The sequence below is a fragment of the Marinitenerispora sediminis genome (genome assembly GCF_003336425.1).
In the GTDB taxonomy this organism is placed as follows: domain Bacteria; phylum Actinomycetota; class Actinomycetes; order Streptosporangiales; family Streptosporangiaceae; genus Marinitenerispora; species Marinitenerispora sediminis.
On record NZ_QEIO01000033.1, the window covers coordinates 1 to 16,737 of the forward strand.

General features: G+C 73.1%; 15 protein-coding genes. 3 read left to right on the forward strand and 12 right to left on the reverse strand.

The features are described 5' to 3' along the window. Positions 1-172: 172 nt before the first annotated feature. The gene (gene glnA, locus DEF28_RS08850; protein ID WP_114398962.1) at positions 173-1,597 is read right to left on the reverse strand and encodes a type I glutamate--ammonia ligase; all 1,425 of its coding nucleotides are present in this window, start codon (positions 1,595-1,597) and stop codon (positions 173-175) included. A gap of 273 nt (positions 1,598-1,870) precedes the next feature. Here glnA and DEF28_RS08855 point away from each other — a divergent pair, with 273 nt between their 5' ends. Next, positions 1,871-2,317: an RDD family protein gene (locus DEF28_RS08855; protein ID WP_114398963.1), complete on the forward strand. Its 447-nt coding sequence runs from the start codon at positions 1,871-1,873 to the stop codon at positions 2,315-2,317. A gap of 112 nt (positions 2,318-2,429) precedes the next feature. Here DEF28_RS08855 and DEF28_RS08860 read toward each other — a convergent pair whose 3' ends face one another. The 7 genes from DEF28_RS08860 to DEF28_RS08890 form a co-directional block, all read right to left on the reverse strand. After that, positions 2,430-3,161: a DUF4191 domain-containing protein gene (locus DEF28_RS08860; RefSeq protein WP_114398964.1), complete on the reverse strand. Its 732-nt coding sequence runs from the start codon at positions 3,159-3,161 to the stop codon at positions 2,430-2,432. Positions 3,162-3,279: 118 nt separating this feature from the next. Then, a complete protein-coding gene (lipA, locus tag DEF28_RS08865; protein WP_114398965.1) occupies positions 3,280-4,218 on the reverse strand; it encodes a lipoyl synthase in 939 nt (312 codons plus the stop codon). A gap of 102 nt (positions 4,219-4,320) precedes the next feature. Then, the gene (lipB, locus tag DEF28_RS08870; protein WP_114398977.1) at positions 4,321-5,031 is read right to left on the reverse strand and encodes a lipoyl(octanoyl) transferase LipB; all 711 of its coding nucleotides are present in this window, start codon (positions 5,029-5,031) and stop codon (positions 4,321-4,323) included. A 10-nt stretch (positions 5,032-5,041) separates the two neighbouring features. Further along, the gene (locus tag DEF28_RS08875; RefSeq protein ID WP_181874361.1) at positions 5,042-5,950 is read right to left on the reverse strand and encodes a TIGR01777 family oxidoreductase; all 909 of its coding nucleotides are present in this window, start codon (positions 5,948-5,950) and stop codon (positions 5,042-5,044) included. 455 nt (positions 5,951-6,405) lie between these two features. After that, entirely contained in the window at positions 6,406-7,719 is a 1,314-nt protein-coding gene (gene sucB / locus DEF28_RS08880) for a 2-oxoglutarate dehydrogenase, E2 component, dihydrolipoamide succinyltransferase (protein ID WP_114446122.1), read from the reverse strand. Positions 7,720-8,127: 408 nt separating this feature from the next. Further along, entirely contained in the window at positions 8,128-9,507 is a 1,380-nt protein-coding gene (gene lpdA / locus DEF28_RS08885; RefSeq protein ID WP_114398967.1) for a dihydrolipoyl dehydrogenase, read from the reverse strand. Between the two features lie 93 nt (positions 9,508-9,600). Beyond that, positions 9,601-11,097 carry a leucyl aminopeptidase gene (locus tag DEF28_RS08890; protein ID WP_114398968.1) on the reverse strand — a complete coding sequence of 499 codons (1,497 nt, stop codon included), beginning with the start codon at positions 11,095-11,097 and terminating at the stop codon, positions 9,601-9,603. A 436-nt stretch (positions 11,098-11,533) separates the two neighbouring features. Here DEF28_RS08890 and DEF28_RS08895 point away from each other — a divergent pair, with 436 nt between their 5' ends. Then, complete coding sequence (locus tag DEF28_RS08895) at positions 11,534-12,430, forward strand: class I SAM-dependent methyltransferase (protein ID WP_114398969.1); 897 nt, start codon at positions 11,534-11,536, stop codon at positions 12,428-12,430. A 356-nt stretch (positions 12,431-12,786) separates the two neighbouring features. Here the strand turns inward: DEF28_RS08895 and DEF28_RS08900 are convergent, their stop codons facing one another. Both DEF28_RS08900 and DEF28_RS08905 read right to left on the reverse strand, forming a co-directional pair. Further along, complete coding sequence (locus tag DEF28_RS08900; RefSeq protein ID WP_114398970.1) at positions 12,787-13,572, reverse strand: adenosylcobinamide-GDP ribazoletransferase; 786 nt, start codon at positions 13,570-13,572, stop codon at positions 12,787-12,789. Then, a complete protein-coding gene (locus DEF28_RS08905) occupies positions 13,569-14,555 on the reverse strand; it encodes a bifunctional adenosylcobinamide kinase/adenosylcobinamide-phosphate guanylyltransferase (protein ID WP_114398979.1) in 987 nt (328 codons plus the stop codon). The genes DEF28_RS08900 and DEF28_RS08905 overlap by 4 nt, the downstream gene beginning before the upstream one ends. A gap of 188 nt (positions 14,556-14,743) precedes the next feature. Here DEF28_RS08905 and DEF28_RS08910 point away from each other — a divergent pair, with 188 nt between their 5' ends. Next, positions 14,744-14,950: a hypothetical protein gene (locus DEF28_RS08910; protein ID WP_114398971.1), complete on the forward strand. Its 207-nt coding sequence runs from the start codon at positions 14,744-14,746 to the stop codon at positions 14,948-14,950. Between the two features lie 100 nt (positions 14,951-15,050). Here DEF28_RS08910 and DEF28_RS08915 read toward each other — a convergent pair whose 3' ends face one another. Together DEF28_RS08915 and DEF28_RS08920 are read right to left on the reverse strand one after the other, a co-directional pair. Further along, on the reverse strand, positions 15,051-16,052 hold the full coding sequence (locus DEF28_RS08915) for an aldo/keto reductase family protein (RefSeq protein ID WP_114398972.1): 1,002 nt from the start codon (positions 16,050-16,052) through the stop codon (positions 15,051-15,053). 75 nt (positions 16,053-16,127) lie between these two features. Further along, a complete protein-coding gene (locus DEF28_RS08920) occupies positions 16,128-16,715 on the reverse strand; it encodes a DUF3043 domain-containing protein (protein WP_114398973.1) in 588 nt (195 codons plus the stop codon). Positions 16,716-16,737: the final 22 nt, after the last annotated feature.

A 16,737-nucleotide genomic window follows, 5' to 3' on the forward strand; every position in this document is an offset into this window, starting at 1 on the left:
GGGGTAGGGGGTGGCGGCCGGAGGGGGAGCCGCCGTGCCCGCCCGCCGCCGGTCCGGCGGCGGGCGGAGAGGCGCGGCACCGGACGCGGCAGGGGCTGCCGGAGGTCCTCCGCAACGAAGCGGGCCGGCACCCCGTACGGGGCGCCGGCCGGGACATCGCAGCCGGGGAGGCTCAGATGTCGTAGTAGAGCTCGAACTCGCGGGGGTGCGGGCGGAGCCGCAGCGAGTCGATCTCCTCGGTGCGCTTGTAGTCCACGTAGGTCTCGATGAGGTCCTGCGTGAACACGCCGCCCTCGAGCAGGTACTCGTGGTCGGCCTCCAGGGTGTCCAGGGCCTCGTCGAGGGACCCGGGCACCTTCTGGATCGCGGTGGCCTCCTCGGGCGGCAGCTCGTAGAGGTCCTTGTCCACCGGCTCCGGCGGCTCGATCTTGTTCTTGATGCCGTCGATGCCGGCCATGAGCAGCGCGGCGAAGGCCAGGTAGGGGTTCGCGGACGGGTCGGGCACCCGGAACTCCAGGCGCTTGGCCTTCGGGTTGGCGCCGGTCAGCGGGATGCGGATGCACGCGGAGCGGTTGCGCTGCGAGTACACCAGGTTGACGGGGGCCTCGAAGCCGGGCACCAGGCGGTGGTAGGAGTTCACCGTCGGGTTGGTCAGCGCCAGCAGCGACGGGGCGTGCTTGAGCAGGCCGCCGATGTAGTAGCGGGCGGTGTCGGACAGCTGCGCGTACCCCGACTCGTCGAAGAACAGCGGCGCGCCGTCCTTCCACAGGCTCTGGTGGACGTGCATGCCGGAGCCGTTGTCACCGAAGACCGGCTTGGGCATGAACGTCACCGACTTGCCGGCCTCGTTCGCCACGTTCTTGACGATGTACTTGTACAGCTGGACGGTGTCCGCGGTCTTCAGCAGGGTGCCGAACCGGAAGTCGATCTCGGCCTGGCCGGCGGTGCCGACCTCGTGGTGCTGGATCTCGACCTCGATGCCCGCCTCGATGAGCGTGCGGACCATCCGGGAGCGCAGGTCGCTGTAGTGGTCGACCGGCTCGACCGGGAAGTAGCCGCCCTTGTAGCGCGGACGGTAGCCGAGGTTCGCGCTGCCGTTCTGGGTGCCGGTGTTCCAGGCGCCCTCGACGGAGTCGATGTAGTAGAAGCTCTGGTTTTCCTTCGTCTCGAACCGCACATCGTCGAAGATGTAGAACTCGGCCTCGGGGCCGAAGAACGCGGTGTCGGCGATGCCGGTGCCCTTGAGGTAGGCCTCAGCCTTGCGGGCGACGTTGCGCGGGTCGCGGCTGTAGGACTCCAGGGTGAAGGGGTCGTGCACGAAGAACGTCAAGTTCAGCGTCTTGTACTCGCGGAACGGGTCGATCACGGCGGTGCTGAAGTCCGGGAGCAGCAGCATGTCCGACTCGTGGATGGCCTGGAAGCCGCGGATCGAGGAGCCGTCGAACATGAGGCCATCGCTGAAGGTGCCCTCGGTGACGTTCTCGATGGGGAGCGTGAAGTGGTGGGTCGCCCCGAACAGGTCCGTGAAACGGACGTCGAGGAACTGGACTCCCTCGCTCCGGGTGTAGGCCAAAAGCTCTTCGGCACTGCTGAACAAGACTTACCTCCGTGCAGGTGTAGAGGTCGCGCGGATGGGCTGCCCGCCTCGTCGCGAACACCTGATGACGCCACCTCCCGGCTACGCAACCGACGCTAGGAGCAGCCCATTTCCGGGCAGTGTCTCCAATGTTTCGCCGATGTTACGGGGGTGGTGGTTTTCCCCGTCAGAGGTGTGATCAACCCCGCTGCGGGTAACGCCGGGGTATTTGAGGTTCCTTGCCCTGCCCGGGGCGGTGGGGAGCGGCGGTCGGCGCCCAGTACCGTGGTCGTCATGGGTGACATCGACGCGGAGTGGGCGGACGGTAAAGGATCCTCCCAGGAGTTCAGCTACCGCGGCAACCGGCTCGGGCTGCCGCGTTCCGGTTCCGGTTCCGTACCGGGTTTCGGACGCCGAATCGCGGCGGTGCTCCTCGACTGGTTACTCAGCGTCGCCGCCGCCGGGCTCTTCTCCGGCGCAGACCCCGCCCAGACGGCCAACACCGCGCTACTGGTCTTCGCGGCCCAGAACGTCGTGCTGCTGAGCCTGCTCGGCACCACGGTCGGCAGGGGCATGGTGGGCATCCGGGTGGTCGCCACCGGGGAGCGCCGCCTGCCGTGGCCCGTCGCCGTGCTGGTGCGCACCGTGCTGCTCTGCCTGGTGGTCCCCGCCGTCGTCTACGACCGCGACCAGCGCGGCCTCCACGACCGGGCCGCCGGGACGGTGACGCAGCGGATCTGACGGCGGCACCGGGCGCCCGCACCGCGGAGCGGCCCGCCCGCCGGCCCAACGCGCGCGGCCCCCGCCCGGATCGGGCGGGGGCCGCGTCGTCGTGCGGGTACCGGGTGGCGAATCAGCGTCCCTGCTTGGGGCCCTTCGGCATCTTCACACCCTTGGGGATGGGGCCCTTGGGCATCTGCATGGCCGGCGGCAGCGCCTTGAGGCGGTAGCGCAGCTCCGCGACCTCGGCCTTGCCCAGGTTGCGCGGCAGCTTCAGCATCCGCTTCTGGAGGTCGGCGATGGGCACCTGGCCCTCGCCCCGGCCGACCTGGACGTCGTAGATGGGAGTGTGGTAGGCGACCCGCGCCACCCGCTTCTTCTCCGCCGCGATGAGCCCCTTCAGCCGCTGCGGGTCGCCCTCGCCGACCAGCACCACGCCCGGTCGGCCGACCGCGCGGTGCACGATGTCCATGCTGCGGTTGCCGTTCACGCCCGGGTCGACCGACCAGTCGCCGCGCATGTTCTCCAGTACCGCCATGCCCGCGCCGAGCTGGCCGTCCAGCATCTGGTACTGGATGCGCTGGGCGCTGCGGGTGAAGAGCAGGAACCCGGCGATGAAGGCCACCGGGATGCCGAGCAGGATCCAGTACAGCCAGCTCCCGGTGAGGAACCCGCCCAGGACGGCGAGCGCCAGCACGAGCACCGAGACGCCCACCGCGAGCGGGATGCTCTTGGGGCTCTGCCGGTGCACGAGCTTCGCGACCAGGCCGATCTGCTTGAATCTGCCGGGGGGCTTCTCGGCACCGCCCCCGCCCTTGGCGCTGGTCGCCGGGCTGTTCTGGGAGTCCTTGGGCTGCTTCGCCATACTCCAAGGATATGGGGAGTGGGGGAGCATACGTGAAACGGCAGCCGGGGGCTGCCGTTTCAGGTTCATTACGTTGTCGCGGACCGCTCCCCGCCGCAGCCGGCCGGAACCCGCCAGGTCAGGCCGACACGCGCTCGGCGCGCCGCTCCACCGCCTGCCGGTACAGCCGGCCGGCGCGGTAGGAGGAGCGCACCAGCGGACCGGACATCACTCCGGCGAAGCCGATCTCCTCGGCCTCCGCGCTCAGCTCCGCGAACTCCTCCGGCTTGACCCACCGGTCGATCGGGTGGTGCAGCTTGGAGGGGCGCAGGTACTGGGTGATGGTCAGCAGGTCGCAGCCGGCCTCGTGCAGGTCCCGCATGGCCTGGCTGATCTCGTGGCGCTCCTCGCCCATGCCCAGGATGAGGTTGGACTTGGTGACCAGCCCGTCCTCGCGCGCCCGGGTGATGACCTCCAGCGACCGCTCGTAGCGGAAACCCGGCCGGATCCGCTTGAAGATCCGCGGCACCGTCTCGATGTTGTGCGCGAGCACCTCCGGACGGGACCCGAACACCTCGGCCAGCTGGCCGGGGTCGGCGTTGAAGTCCGGGATCAGCAGCTCGACACCGGTGCCGGGGTTCAGCTCGTGGATCTTGCGGACGGTCTCGGCGTACAGCCACGCCCCGCCGTCGTCGAGGTCGTCCCGGGCCACGCCGGTGACGGTGGCGTACTTCAGGCCCATCGTGCGGACCGACTCCGCCACCTTCAGCGGCTCCCGGCGGTCCAGCGCCGTGGGCTTGCCCGTGGCGATCTGGCAGAAGTCGCAGCGCCGGGTGCACTGGTCACCGCCGATGAGGAACGTGGCCTCGCGGTCCTCCCAGCACTCGTAGATGTTCGGGCAGCCCGCCTCCTGGCACACCGTGTGCAGGCCCTCGCGGCGGACCAGCGAGTGCAGCTCGGTGTACTCCGGCCCCATCTTCGCCTTGATCTTGATCCACGGCGGCTTCTTCTCGATGGGGACCTGGCTGTTGCGGGCCTCGACCCGCAGCAGCTTGCGGCCCTCTGGAGCGACGCTCAACGCCTTTCCTTTCCTCATCCCTCGTGGGGTCGTCGTCCTGGGTGGCCTGCGCGGCGGATGAACCGGGAGGCGCACCCGCCCGGCGCCGTGCGCGGCCGCGGGTTACGCGGACGCCGCCGCCGCGAGCGCGGGCAGTTCGGGCGCACCCTCGCTACGCCGGTAGGCGGGTGCTTCCAGCACGTCGGCCAGGTGGCGCTCGGTGAGCGCGAGCACGTCGGCCACCCGCACCCGGCGCCCCAGCTCGCGCGACAGCGATGTGACTCCGGCGTCGGAGATCCCGCACGGGACGATCCGGTCGAACCACGACAGGTCATTGTCGCAGTTGACGGCGAACCCGTGCATCCCGACCCCGCGGGCGATCCGGCAGCCGATGGCGGCGATCTTCCGCTCGATGAGCCCGCGCCCGGGGTCGGCCGCCAGCCACACGCCGGTGCGCCCCTCGACGCGGATGCCGGTGAGGCCGAACTCGGCGATCGTTCGGATGATCGCCTCCTCCAGCATGCGCACGTAGGCGACGACGTCGATCGGCTCGCGCAGCCGCACGATGGGGTAGGCGGTGAGCTGGCCCGGCCCGTGCCAGGTGATCTTGCCGCCGCGGTCGATGTCGACCACCGGCGCGCCCGGGTCGGTCTGCGGGCGGTCCCACGGGCCGGTGCGCTTGCCGGCCGTGTAGACGGGCTCGTGCTCGAGCATGAGCACGGTGTCGGGGACGAGGCCGGCGACGCGTCGCCGGTGCAGCTCGCGCTGGAGGTCCCACCCCTCCTGGTAGGGGACCGGGGCGTCGCCCAGCCAGGCGAATACGAGATCACTCACGCGTTCCACCTTACGCCCCGGATCCGCCGCGGATGATGTCGGATAGGGCACCTCGCACCTCCGGGTTCCGGAAGGAATAACCGGCGTCCAGCAGGCGTTGCGGCCGGACGCGCTGGCTCACGAGGACCGCCTCGTCGGCGAAGCCGCCCAGCGCGGCCCGCACGGCGAGGGCCGGCGCCGACAGCGCGGCCGGGCGCCGCAGGGCCCGGCCCAGCGCCGAGGTGAACTCCGCGTTGGTCACCGGCTCCGGCGCGCAGAGGTTCACCGGCCCGGTGAGCTCGGGCCGCTCCAGCAGGAACCGGACGGCGCCCACCTCGTCAGCCAGCGAGATCCAGCTGAGGTACTGCCGGCCGTCGCCGAGCCGTGCGCCGAGCCCGGCCCGGAACAGCGGCAGCAGGGCGGCGAGCAGCCCGCCCGAGCGCGCCAGCACCACCGCGCTGCGCAGGTGCGCCACCGAGACTCCCGCGCGCTCGGCCGGCCGCGTGGCGGCCTCCCAGTCGACCACGAGGTCGGCGAGGAAGCCGGTGCCCCTCGGCGTGTCCTCGGTGGCCGTGCGCTCGCCGGTGTCGCCGTAGAAGCCGACCGCCGACGCCGACAGCAGCCGCGCGGGCGGCCGCTCCATCCGGCCCAGGGCGGCGGCCAGCGCGGCGGTGCCCTGGATCCGGCTCTCCCGGATCGACGCCTTGCGCGCCCGGGTCCACCGGGCCGGGCCCAGCGGACGCCCCGCCAGGTGCACCACGGCGTCCGTCCCCGCCAGCCCGGAGGTGTCCACCTCTCCGCCGTAGGGGTCCCAGCCGACCTCTCCCGAGGTGCGCGGTGTCCGCCGCACCAGGTGCAGCACCTCGTGTCCGTCGTGCGCCAGCGACTCGCTCAGTGCGGTGCCGATCAGCCCCGACGCCCCGGTGATCGCGATCCTCATGCCCGGGTGCCTACCCGGCCGGGGGCCGGGCCGCACCCCGCGGGGGCCCGCCACCGGGGTACGTCCGGGGGGTGAATCCCGATGTGGCGCAGAAAACCGCGCGGATTCCCGGGAAACTGGTGCGCCCACTGCAGTGGGTGCATTACTGTGAGTGGTGGGCAACGAGCCGCGTGTAAGCGGTGTTGGAACCTCCGGTGGTCCCGTACCGCCGGAAACCGACCTTGGTGATGGGGATCATCAGGGGATGGTGATTGGTGGGGTGAAGAAAAGGGGCGGTACCCGTTCGCGGGTACCGCCCCTCTCCGTGTGCCCGTGTGCCGGGACGGCGCCATGCGGACCGTGGCGGTGCACGCTCCCCAGCACGCCGCTGCCGCCGTCGGCCGCCTCCGGACACGGGGACGCCCCGGATGGTCCGCCGGACCGTCCGGGGCGCCCTGCGGTGCCCGTCGGCGGGGCTACGCCAGGCCCAGCTCCGCCTCGAACGCGCCCTCCTCCAGGCGGGCGCGGACGTCGGTGAGGAAGCGGGCCGCGTCGGCGCCGTCGATCAGCCGGTGGTCGTAGCTCAGCGAGAGGTAGGCCATCGAGCGGACGGCGATGACCTCGCCCAGCTGCGCGTCCTCCACCACCACGGGGCGCTTCACCACGGCGCCGGTGCCGAGGATGGCCACCTGCGGCTGGTTGATGATCGGCGTCTCGAAGAGCGCACCGGCGCTGCCCGTGTCGGTCAGCGTGAAGGTGCCGCCGCTGAGCTCGTCGGGGTTGAGGCCGCCGGTGTGCGCGCGCTCGGAGAGGTCGGCGACCTTGCGGGCCAGGCCGCCCAGGTTGAGGTCGCCCGCGTCCTTGATCACCGGAGCCAGCAGGCCGCGCTCGGTGTCCACCGCGATGCCGAGGTTCTCGATGCTGTGGTAGGTGACCTCCCGCTTGGCGCCGTCGATGACGGCGTTCAGCTTCGGGTGCGCCTTCAGCGCCTCGACCGTGGCCAGGGCGAAGAACGGGAAGAAGTCCAGCTCCACGCCCTCGCGGGCGGCGAAGTCGGCCGCGGCCTGCTCACGGAGCCGGGCGATCCGGGTGACGTCGACCTCGATCACCTGGGTGAGCTGGGCGGAGGTGTGCAGCGACTCCACCATCTGCTCGGCGATGGTCTGGCGCAGCCGGGTCATCGGCTCCGTGCGGCCGCGCAGCTTGGTGTCGGCGGCGACCACCCGCGGCGCCGCCGGCGCCGCGGCGGCCGGAGCGGCGGGACGCTGCTCGCGCTGGCGGCGGGCGGCCTCCTGCACGTCCTGCTTGCGGATCCGCCCGCCGACGCCGGTCCCCCGGACGGTGCTCAGGTCGACGCCCTGCTCGGCGGCGAGCTTGCGCACCAGCGGCGTCACGTAGGCCTCGCCGTTGGTGTCGGTGCCGCTCGCGCGGCCGGTGCCGCTCAGCGTCTCGACGTCCACCGGCGGGGTGGACTCCTCACGGCTGGGCCGCGCAGCCGGAGCCGGAGCCCGCTCCGGCTCCGGCTGCGCGGCCTCGGCGGGGGCGGCGGTCTCCGCCGCGGGAGCCTCTCCCGCGGCGCCGATGAGCGCGATCTCGGCGCCGACCTCGACGGTCTCGTCCTCGGCGACGAGGATCTTGGTCAGGACACCGGCGACCGGCGACGGGATCTCCGTGTCGACCTTGTCGGTCGAGACCTCGAGGAGCGGCTCGTCGGCCTCGACGGTGTCGCCCTCCTTCTTCAGCCACTGGGTGACGGTGCCCTCAGTGACGCTTTCGCCCAGCGCGGGCATGGAAATGGAAGTCGGCATGAGTTCCTCTTAGGTGGTTCTGTCCAAGCGGCTGCGGAGCGGGATACCAGCCCGGGCGGTTGCGGAGCGGGAAACCAGCCCGAGCGGCTGCGGAACGGGAAACGGGCGGACGCTGGGAGCGCTTCTAGAACTGTATGTCCAGCTCAGGCCGGGACCGCCGACCGGGCGGCGTGCCGCCGCGGTGGTACCGGCGCCTCACTGGCCCGCCGCCGCGCGGACCGCGCCGCCGGCCGGATCGCGGGCCGCCGGGACGTTCGCTGTCAGCGGGTGGACGGGGAGTCGGGACCCGGGCCGCGGTCCGGGCCGCCGGTGGTACCGGCGCGGCCCGGACCGCGGCCCCGGTGAAGGGCGGCGCTGCGGAAAGCCCGGCCCGCTCCGCCGCCCCTCGCGTCAGTCGTGGACGTGCAGCGGCTTGCCGGCGAGTGCGAGGTGCGCCTCGCCCAGCGCCTCCGACTGGGTCGGGTGCGGGTGGATGAGCTGCGCGACCTCGGAGGGCAGCGCCTCCCAGTTGTAGATCAGCTGGCCCTCGGCGACGAGCTCGCCGACCCGGCTGCCCACCATGTGGACGCCCAGCACCGGGCCGTCCTTCTGGGCGATGACCTTCACCGCGCCCTGCGTCTGCAGGATCTGGCTCTTGCCGTTGCCGCCCAGGTTGTAGGTGATCTCCTGGATCTCGTAGCCGCGCTCCTTGGCGACCTTCGAGGTGATGCCGACCGAGGCGACCTCGGGCTCGCAGTAGGTGACGCGCGGAACGCCGTCGTAGTCGATGTTCACCGGGTTCAGTCCGGCGATGTGCTCGGCCACGAAGATGCCCTCGGCGAAGCCGACGTGCGCCAGCTGCAGGGTCGGGATGAGGTCGCCCACCGCGTAGATGCTGCCCACGCCGGTGTGCAGGTTCTCGTCGACCTGGACGAAGCCGCGCTCCAGCCGCAGGCCCGCCTCCTCGTAGCCCAGGCCCTCGGAGACCGGGCCGCGGCCGACGGCGACCAGCAGCAGCTCGGCCTCCAGCGACTTGCCGTTCTTCAGGGTGACCGCGACACCGCTGTCGGTGGTCTTCACGGTCTCGAACGGCGTGCCCAGCTCGTACTTGATGCCGCGCTTGCGGAACGCCCGCTCCAGCAGCTTCGAACTGGACTCCTCCTCCACCGGGACGAGGTGGGGGAGGGCCTCCACGATGGTGACCTCGGCGCCGTAGGACCGCCACACGCTCGCGAACTCGACCCCGATGACGCCGCCGCCGAGCACGATGACCGACTCCGGCACGCGGTCCAGCTTGAGCGCGTCGTCGCTGGAGATGATCTTCTCGCCGTCCAGCTCCAGGCCGGGCAGCGTCTTCGGCTTGGAGCCGGTGGCCAGCAGGATGTTGCGGCCCTGGTAGACGGCGTCGCCGACGGTGATCTGGTCGGTCCCGGTGAGGCGGCCCTCGCCCTCGACGATGGTGATGCCGCGGCTCTTCAGCAGGCCGCCCAGGCCGCGGAACAGCCCGCCGATCACCTTGTCCTTGTACTTGTGCACCGCCGCCATGTCGATGCCCTCGAACGTGGCCTTCACACCGAAGGTCTCGCTGTCGCGCGCGCTCTCCGCCACCTCGGCGGAGTGCAGCAGGGCCTTGGTCGGGATGCAGCCGCGGTGCAGGCAGGTGCCGCCGACCTTGTCTTTCTCGATCAGGGCGACGCTCAGGCCCAGCTCGGAGGCGCGCAGCGCGGCCGCGTAGCCGCCGCTGCCGCCGCCCAGGACGACGAGGTCGAAGGTGCCGCCGCTCTCACTCACGGGAAGGACACTCCTTGGTTTCCGGATCGGTCTGTGTCTTGGTCAGACAATTCGTACGGCCGGCTGCGGATCGCACCCGGCCGTCGTTCCTCTTCAGTTGTCGGCATAGGTCTCGGCGATGCGCACCAGTGTGCGCGTCGCCGCCCCGGTGCCGCCCTTGGGGGTGTAGCCGTGCGGTTGGCCCTGGTTGAAGGCCGGCCCGGCGATGTCGAGATGCGCCCAGCGGACACCGTCCTCGATGAACTCGCGGAGGAACACGCCCGCGCTCAGCATGCCGCCCCAGCGCTCGCCGGCCACGTTGGCGATGTCGGCGACGGAGGAGTCCAGGCCCTTGCGCAGCTCGTCGGGGAGCGGCATGGGCCAGGCGGACTCGCCGGCCGCGCCGGCGGCGGCGAGCACGCCGTCGCGGACCTCGTCGTCGTTGGCCATGACCGCGAACACGCGGGTGCCCAGCGCCACCAGCTGCGCGCCGGTGAGCGTGGCGACGTCCACGATCAGGTCGGGGCGGTCCTCGTGCGCCCGGACCAGGGCGTCGGCCATGACCAGGCGGCCCTCGGCGTCGGTGTTCAGCACCTCGACGGTCTTGCCGCCGTAGATGGTCAGGACGTCGGAGGGGCGCTGCGCCGTGCCGCTCGGCATGTTCTCGGCGATGGCGAGGTAGCCGACCACGTTGACCGCGGGCTTCAGTACCGCGATGGCGCGCAGGGCGGCCAGCACCGCCGCCGCGCCGCCCATGTCGGACTTCATCCAGTCCATGGAGGCGGCGGGCTTCAGCGACAGACCGCCGGAGTCGAACGTGATGCCCTTGCCCACGAACGCGACGGTCTTCGTGGCCTCGGGGTGGGAGTAGGCGAGCCGGACCAGCCGCGGCGGGTTGGCGGAGCCCTGGCCCACGCCGATGATGCCGCCGTAGCCGCCCTCGGCGAGCGCCTGCTCGTCCAGCGTCACGACGTCGATGCCGGTGTCGCGGGCGACCTCCTCGGCGACGCCCGCCAGGTCCTCGGGGTGCAGGTCGGCCGGGGCGGTGTTGACGAGGTCGCGGGCCAGGTTCACCGACTCGGCGAGGACCAGCGCCCGCTCGGCCGCCGCGTCGGCGCCGTCGGCGGAGCTGACCAGCAGGAGCTCGGCCGCCCGCGCCGTGTCGTCGGCGTCGGTGCGGTAGCGGTCGAAGGCGTAGTTGCCGAGCAGGGCGCCCAGTCCCACGGCGGCGGCCTGCTCGGTGGTCTGCGCCGGGAGCGCCAGGGCGACCCGGGCTTTGCCCTCCAGCGCCCGCAGCGCCGCACCGGCCGCACGGGCCAGCACCTCGGAGGTGACGCCGCTGCCGTCAGCGGGAGCGTCTCCCAGACCGACCGCGACCACCACCGGCGCGGTGACGGCGCCCAGGGCCGGGACGACGCGGACCTCCTCCGGGCTGCCGCTGGAACCCAGCAGCTCCAGCGTCCGGGCGAGGCCGCCGGAGAACGCGGAGTCGACGTCGTGAGCGCCCGACGCGGGCTCCGGTCCGTCGGCTCCGGAGTGGTAGCCGACGACAACCGCGTCGGCGTCGAGCGAACTGGGGGATTCCGTAATGACTGACAGCGACGTGCTCACGAAGTCGATGCTAGTCCTTGTGACGTGCGGCCGGACACGTGACTCCCGCCGCGCGGCGCCACCGCCGCACCGATCGCGCGAGCCCTCCCGGCGGGCCGCCGAGGGCGCCCGAGGCGCCGATACGGCCACGCGCCTCGTCCTTCCCGCGGTGGGGGAGGCGGCTCTCGACCTGGGGTTTCGCGCCGCACACCGCCGTGGGGCCGGGCTCAGCGTCCTGGCCGGCCCGGCGCCCGGCACCGCTCGCGGCCAGTGCGGATCCGTCCCGGCGGGAACGGTCGCACGGGCATCGACGCGCCGGCGCCGGGAGGGGTTCCGGCCGTGTGAAGAAATGTGACGATGGCGACAAAACCCCAGCAGCGCCCCCGGCGTGGCGGCCCGGGAGGAGCCCACGGAAATCCGGTTGCCGCGCCGTTTCCGGCCACGTTAGCGTCGCGCCGTGACCTACGAGCACCCACTGGCGTACCTGCTCGGACTGGAGGGAGTCGCCCTGCTGCGGGCCTTCGCCGGCGAGCACGACCGGGACTTCGTGGAAGCGCGCATCGCCGAGATCCGCGAACTGCTCGACGACGACTCGCTGGCCGACGCGGCCGTGGCCGTCGATCCGGTGGACGCGGTCGAGGGGTACCGGGTGTGGTCGGCAAGCTACGACGACGGCCGCAACCCCGCGTTCGACCTCGACGAGCCGGTGGTGGGGGAGATCCTCGACGCGCTCCCGGCGGGCGTCGCCGTGGACGCCGCGTGCGGCACCGGCCGGTACTCGGCGGTCCTCGCCGGGCGCGGCCACCGGGTCATCGGCGTGGACGGCACCCCGGAGATGCTCGCCCGGGCCCGCACGCGCGTGCCGGGCGGCACGTTCCTCACGGGCGACCTGCACCGGCTGCCCGTGGCCGGCGCCGGAGCGGACCTGGTGGTCTGCGCCCTGGCGCTCACGCACGTCCCCGCACTCGGCCCGGTCCTGGCGGAGTTCGCCCGGGTGCTGCGCCCCGGCGGCCACCTAATCCTCACCGACGTCCACCCCGAACGGGTCCTGCGCGGCTCGAACCCGTCCCTGCGCACCCCGGACGGCCGCCCCGGCCGCCTGCCCGGCTACCACCACCCGATCGGGAGCTATCTGCGGGCGGCCCTGTCCGTCGGCCTGCACCCGCTCCGGTGCGAGGAACCGGCACCGCCGCCCCGGCCGCCGGTCCCGGCCCCGCCACCGGGGGAGCGGACGCCCGGCCCGTGGGACCTGTGGCCGTGGTCCCTGACCGACCTGGTCCCCGAGGCGGCCCGGGCGGCCGACGCGGGAGTGCCGGCGATGGTCGTCTGGCATTTCCGACTGGCCGGGTCCTGACAACGGCGGAGGGGCGGTGACGGGGGCGTCACGGCCCGGGCACCTTGGCGAGGGGCTTCTCCCGTCCCGGCCGGAGGAGGCCCGAGCGTTCGCGGCGGTCCAACGCGCGCTGCGTGGGAGGAGGGTGAGTCGCTCAGTACTCGCCCTCATGGGCGCTATGGGTAAATCGGCAGAAGTGGTGCGAAACGGCGCTCGGGCTTGGTAGCGTCCCAGGTCAACGAGACTGCTCCCCGCGCACGCGGGGATGACCCCGCGACGTTGGCCAGAGCCCGCCGGACGCGCAGCTGCTCCCCGCGCACGCGGGGGTGACCCTGAAGGCGTCCGAGGCGGAGCGGCCGGCAACGGCCGCTCCCCGTCTACGCGGGGATGCCGCCCCACTGCATGGTCGCCGTCGCCGTCACCAGGGTGACCGTCGTCGCGGTCTCCGACAGGGCGCCCAGGACGTCGCCGGTGATGCCGCCGAGGCGGCGCACCGCGTGGCGGAGTACCAGGGCGGCGACCGCCAGGCCGGCCGCCAGTGCCGCGAGGAGGCCCGGGCTCGCCAGACCCAGGGGCAGGACGGCGAGGGTGGCGGCGAGTGCGGCGCTCCGGGGGACCGTGCCCGCGACCAGGGCGCCCAGGCCCTCGGGGCGGGCCGGGGGGATCGCCGGGGTGCACGACCACGTGATGGCCAGCCGGCCGGTCAGTGCCGCGGTGGCCAGGGCGGCCACGGCGGTGGCCGGTCCCTCCGCTGCCAGGTGGGCGAGGGCGAGGACCTGCGCCAGCAGGGTCAGGACCAGGGTGATCACGCCGAAGGGCCCGATGTCGGAGCGGCGCATCACCTCCAGGGCGCCCTCCGCGGGGCGCGCGCTACCCAGGCCGTCGGCGAGGTCGGCCAGGCCGTCCAGGTGCAGTCCCCGGGTCAGCAGCGCCAGCGCGGCCACCGCGAGTACCGCGGCCAGGTGGACGGGCAGCCCGGCCCACACCGCCGAGGCGAGGGCGAGCCCGCCGGCCAGTGCGAGCGGCAGGCCCACCAGCGGGGCCAGCGCCATGGCCCATCCGGCGGCCGTCCGGTCCACCCGGGTCACGTGCACCGGGAACACGGTCAGCGTGCCCACCGAGAGGCGCAGGCCGGCCAGGGCGGCGGCCAGGACGGCGGTCACGGAAGCTGCAGGACGCGGCCGGCCGTCACCAGGGCGACCTCCTCGGACTCCGCGGCGAGCAGCTGGTTCAGCCGGCCCAGCCAGTCGCGGAACAGCCGACCGCTGGCCGTCGCGGGCACCACGCCGGAGCCCACCTCGTTGGTCACCGCCACGACGTAGGCGGAGCAGCCGCGCCAGGCCGACACGAGTTCGGCGACCCGGTTCCAGACCGCCTCCTCGGCGTCGGCTGGCGGGACCTCCCGCCACAGCCCGCACTCCTCCATGGTCGCGGCCAGCCAGGTGCCGACGCAGTCCAGCAGCACCGCCCCCGCGGCCTCCGCCAGCACGCCGGCGGCATCCCCGGTCTCCACGGTCCGCCACCACCAGGGGCGGCGCTCCTGGTGGGCCGCCACCCGCTTCGCCCAGTCCGCGTCGTCGCCGGGCCGCGGACCGGTGGCCAGGTAGGTGACCTCCGGTTCGCCGAGCATCCGGCGCTCGGCCTCGGCCGACTTTCCCGACCGCGCGCCACCGGTGAGCAGCACCCGGTACGGGCCGCGGATCCGCGGCGGCGGCCAGGCCGAGGGCGGGCAGCGCAGTTCCTGGCCGTCGGAGGGGGCGAGCGCTCCCCACAGCCGGGCCCGCCGGGCGAACTCGGCCGGCGAGTGCACGCGGTGGTCGCCGCCGAGCGCCACCACGGCGGTCGTGTTGCCCACCACGCCCGCGCGGCGGAGCGCGCCGATGGTCATCGGCGACTCCACGACGTCGACGAGCGCGACGTCCACCTGCTGCGGCGGGACGGCGGAGCGGGACCCGCCCTCCGCTGCCGCGGGGGCGGCCTCGTCGGGCCGCGGCTCGGCGGCCGAGGGCGCCGCGTACAGCAGCCGGCCGCCGTCCGGCCCGTCCACCCGCAGTCCGTACGGGGTCTCGGTGGCGGTGTAGCCCGGCGGGACGCGGGTCGGCGCGACCCCGGGCGCGGGCAGGGCGAACGCCTGGTCCACGGTCACCCGGACGGGGAGCCGGCGGGCCTGCGTCGCCCGGTTGCACGACGCGCAGTGGCAGTGCGGAGCGGGCCAGCCGGCCGGACCGGCCGTTCCCGAGAGTCGGATGTGCACGCCCGCAAGGTACCAACTCGGAGCGGGCAACCTGCGGTTAGGCTCGTGTCGTTCGAGCAGGCTGTGACGGAGGGTGATCCATGGCGTGGAGTTGGCGGTACGAGAGCGCCGAGGGGACCGTACTGCGGGACGAGGCGCTGCCGGCGGAGCTGTTCTCCTCGCGTGGCGACGCGGAGAGCTGGCTCGGCGAGTTCTGGAAGGAGCTGCGGGCCGGCGGCGCGCAGCAGGTGACGCTGCTGGAGAACGACACGGTCGTGTACACGATGGGCCTCAACTCGGCCGAGTAGCCCCGCACGCACCGCGCCCTCCGGGCCGGGGCGGGCCGGTGACGGCGGTGGGGCCGCCCGCCGGGGCGGCCCCACCGCCCTCACGCGGTCGGTTCCGGGGTCACGGACGCCGTGCGGGGCTCGCCGTGAGCGCCGGGTCGCGCCGGACGCTGTCGCCGAGGACCTCGTCGATCCGGCGCAGCAGGTCCGCGTCGAGCTTGACCCCCGCCGCCTTGGCGTTGTCCCGCACCTGCTCCGGCCGCGAGGCGCCGATGATGGCCGAGGACACGTTCTCGTTCTGCAGTACCCACGCCACCGCCAGCTGGGCCATGGTCAGCCCGGCCTCCTTGGCCAGCGGCCGCAGGTCTTGCACGCGGCGCACCGTCTCCTCGTCCTCCAGGAACCGGCTGATGGTGTCCCGGCCGCTCTGGTCGGTGGCGCGCGATCCGGCCGGCGGGGCCTGCCCGGGGAGGTACTTGCCGGTAAGCAGCCCCTGGGCGATCGGCGACCACACGATCTGCCCGATTCCCGCGCGCTCCGAGGCGGGGACGACCTCGGGCTCGATGACCCGCCACAGCATGTTGTACTGCGGCTGGCTCGACACGATGCGGTCTAGCCCGAGCTCGTCGGCGATCCGCACCGCCTGCTCGATCTCCTCCGCCCGCCACTCCGAGACGCCGACATAGAGGACCTTGCCCTGCCGCACCAGGTCGTCGAAGGCGCGGAGGGTCTCCTCCAGCGGGGTCGCGTAGTCGAACCGGTGCGCCTGGTAGAGGTCCAGGTAGTCGGTGCCGAGCCGCCGCAGCGACTCCTCCACGCCGCGGATGATGTGCTTGCGCGACAGGCCGCGGTCGTTCCGGCCCGGGCCCACCGGCCAGTACACCTTGGAGAAGATCTCCAGGCCGTCGCGCCGCTCGCCCCTGAGCGCGCGGCCCAGCACCTCCTCGGCCCGGCCCTGCGCGTAGACGTCCGCGGTGTCGAAGGTCGTGATGCCCTCGTCCAGCGCGGCGCGCACGCAGGCGACCGCGGCCTCCTCCTCGACCTGGGAGCCGTGTGTGATCCAGTTGCCGTAGGAGATCTCGCTCACGACGAGTCCGCTGCGGCCAAGATGACGGAATTCCATGTCCCGCAGATTACGGGGGCTGCTTTCGACCGCACCACCCGTCGCCGGGCCGCCGGCGCCCGCTCGGGCGCCGGCTCAGCGGCGGCCGGGCGTGGGGTCGTCGCCGGGCTTGAGGCGCGGCTTGGGCAGCCGCAGCCGGCGGATCTGCAACTGGCGCATGGCCGCGTACATGCCGGCGCCGCGCACCGACTCCTCCGGGAAGTGCTCCCTGGCCATCTTCTTCACCCGGGACCCGGTGAACAGCCCCTCGATGACGATGGAGGCCATCATCAGCGGCCACACGACGTAGGTCACGCCGAGCTGGAACTCGGGGAACGGCAGGAAGAGCAGCACGATGATGGCCAGCGAGAAGTACAGGAAGAACTCGCTGACGCTGCGCCGGGAGTCGACGTAGTCGCGGGCGAACGCGCGCACGGGGCCCTGGTCCTGCGGGCGGAAGTAGCGCTCGTCGCCCCGGGCGTAGCCCTCGCGTTCGCGCTCGGCCTGCCGGCGCTGCCGTTCGCGGTACTGCTTGTAGGCTTCCTTGCGGGTCTGCGGCGCGTTGAGCGGCCTGCGCAGGTTCTTCTCCGCCTCCCTGCGCTTGGGGGTGGGCGTGCCCTTCTTGGGGGTCAGGCCCTTGCGCTGGGCGGCGTCAGCGGCGTCAGGACTGGCAGGGCCGGTCATGGCCGGCTCTTCGGATGCGGAA

What these genes read in the sequence shown, in the direction of transcription:
- DEF28_RS08855 (WP_114398963.1), top strand. Translation starts at nt 1,871, where the DNA reads ATGGGTGACATCGACGCGGAGTGGGCGGACGGTAAAGGATCCTCCCAG.
- DEF28_RS08860 (WP_114398964.1), bottom strand. Translation starts at nt 3,161, where the DNA reads ATGGCGAAGCAGCCCAAGGACTCCCAGAACAGCCCGGCGACCAGCGCC.
- DEF28_RS08875 (WP_181874361.1), bottom strand. Translation starts at nt 5,950, where the DNA reads ATGAGGATCGCGATCACCGGGGCGTCGGGGCTGATCGGCACCGCACTG.
- sucB (WP_114446122.1), bottom strand. Translation starts at nt 7,719, where the DNA reads ATGCCCGCGCTGGGCGAAAGCGTCACTGAGGGCACCGTCACCCAGTGG.
- DEF28_RS08910 (WP_114398971.1), top strand. Translation starts at nt 14,744, where the DNA reads ATGGCGTGGAGTTGGCGGTACGAGAGCGCCGAGGGGACCGTACTGCGG.
- DEF28_RS08915 (WP_114398972.1), bottom strand. Translation starts at nt 16,052, where the DNA reads ATGGAATTCCGTCATCTTGGCCGCAGCGGACTCGTCGTGAGCGAGATC.
- DEF28_RS08920 (WP_114398973.1), bottom strand. Translation starts at nt 16,715, where the DNA reads ATGACCGGCCCTGCCAGTCCTGACGCCGCTGACGCCGCCCAGCGCAAG.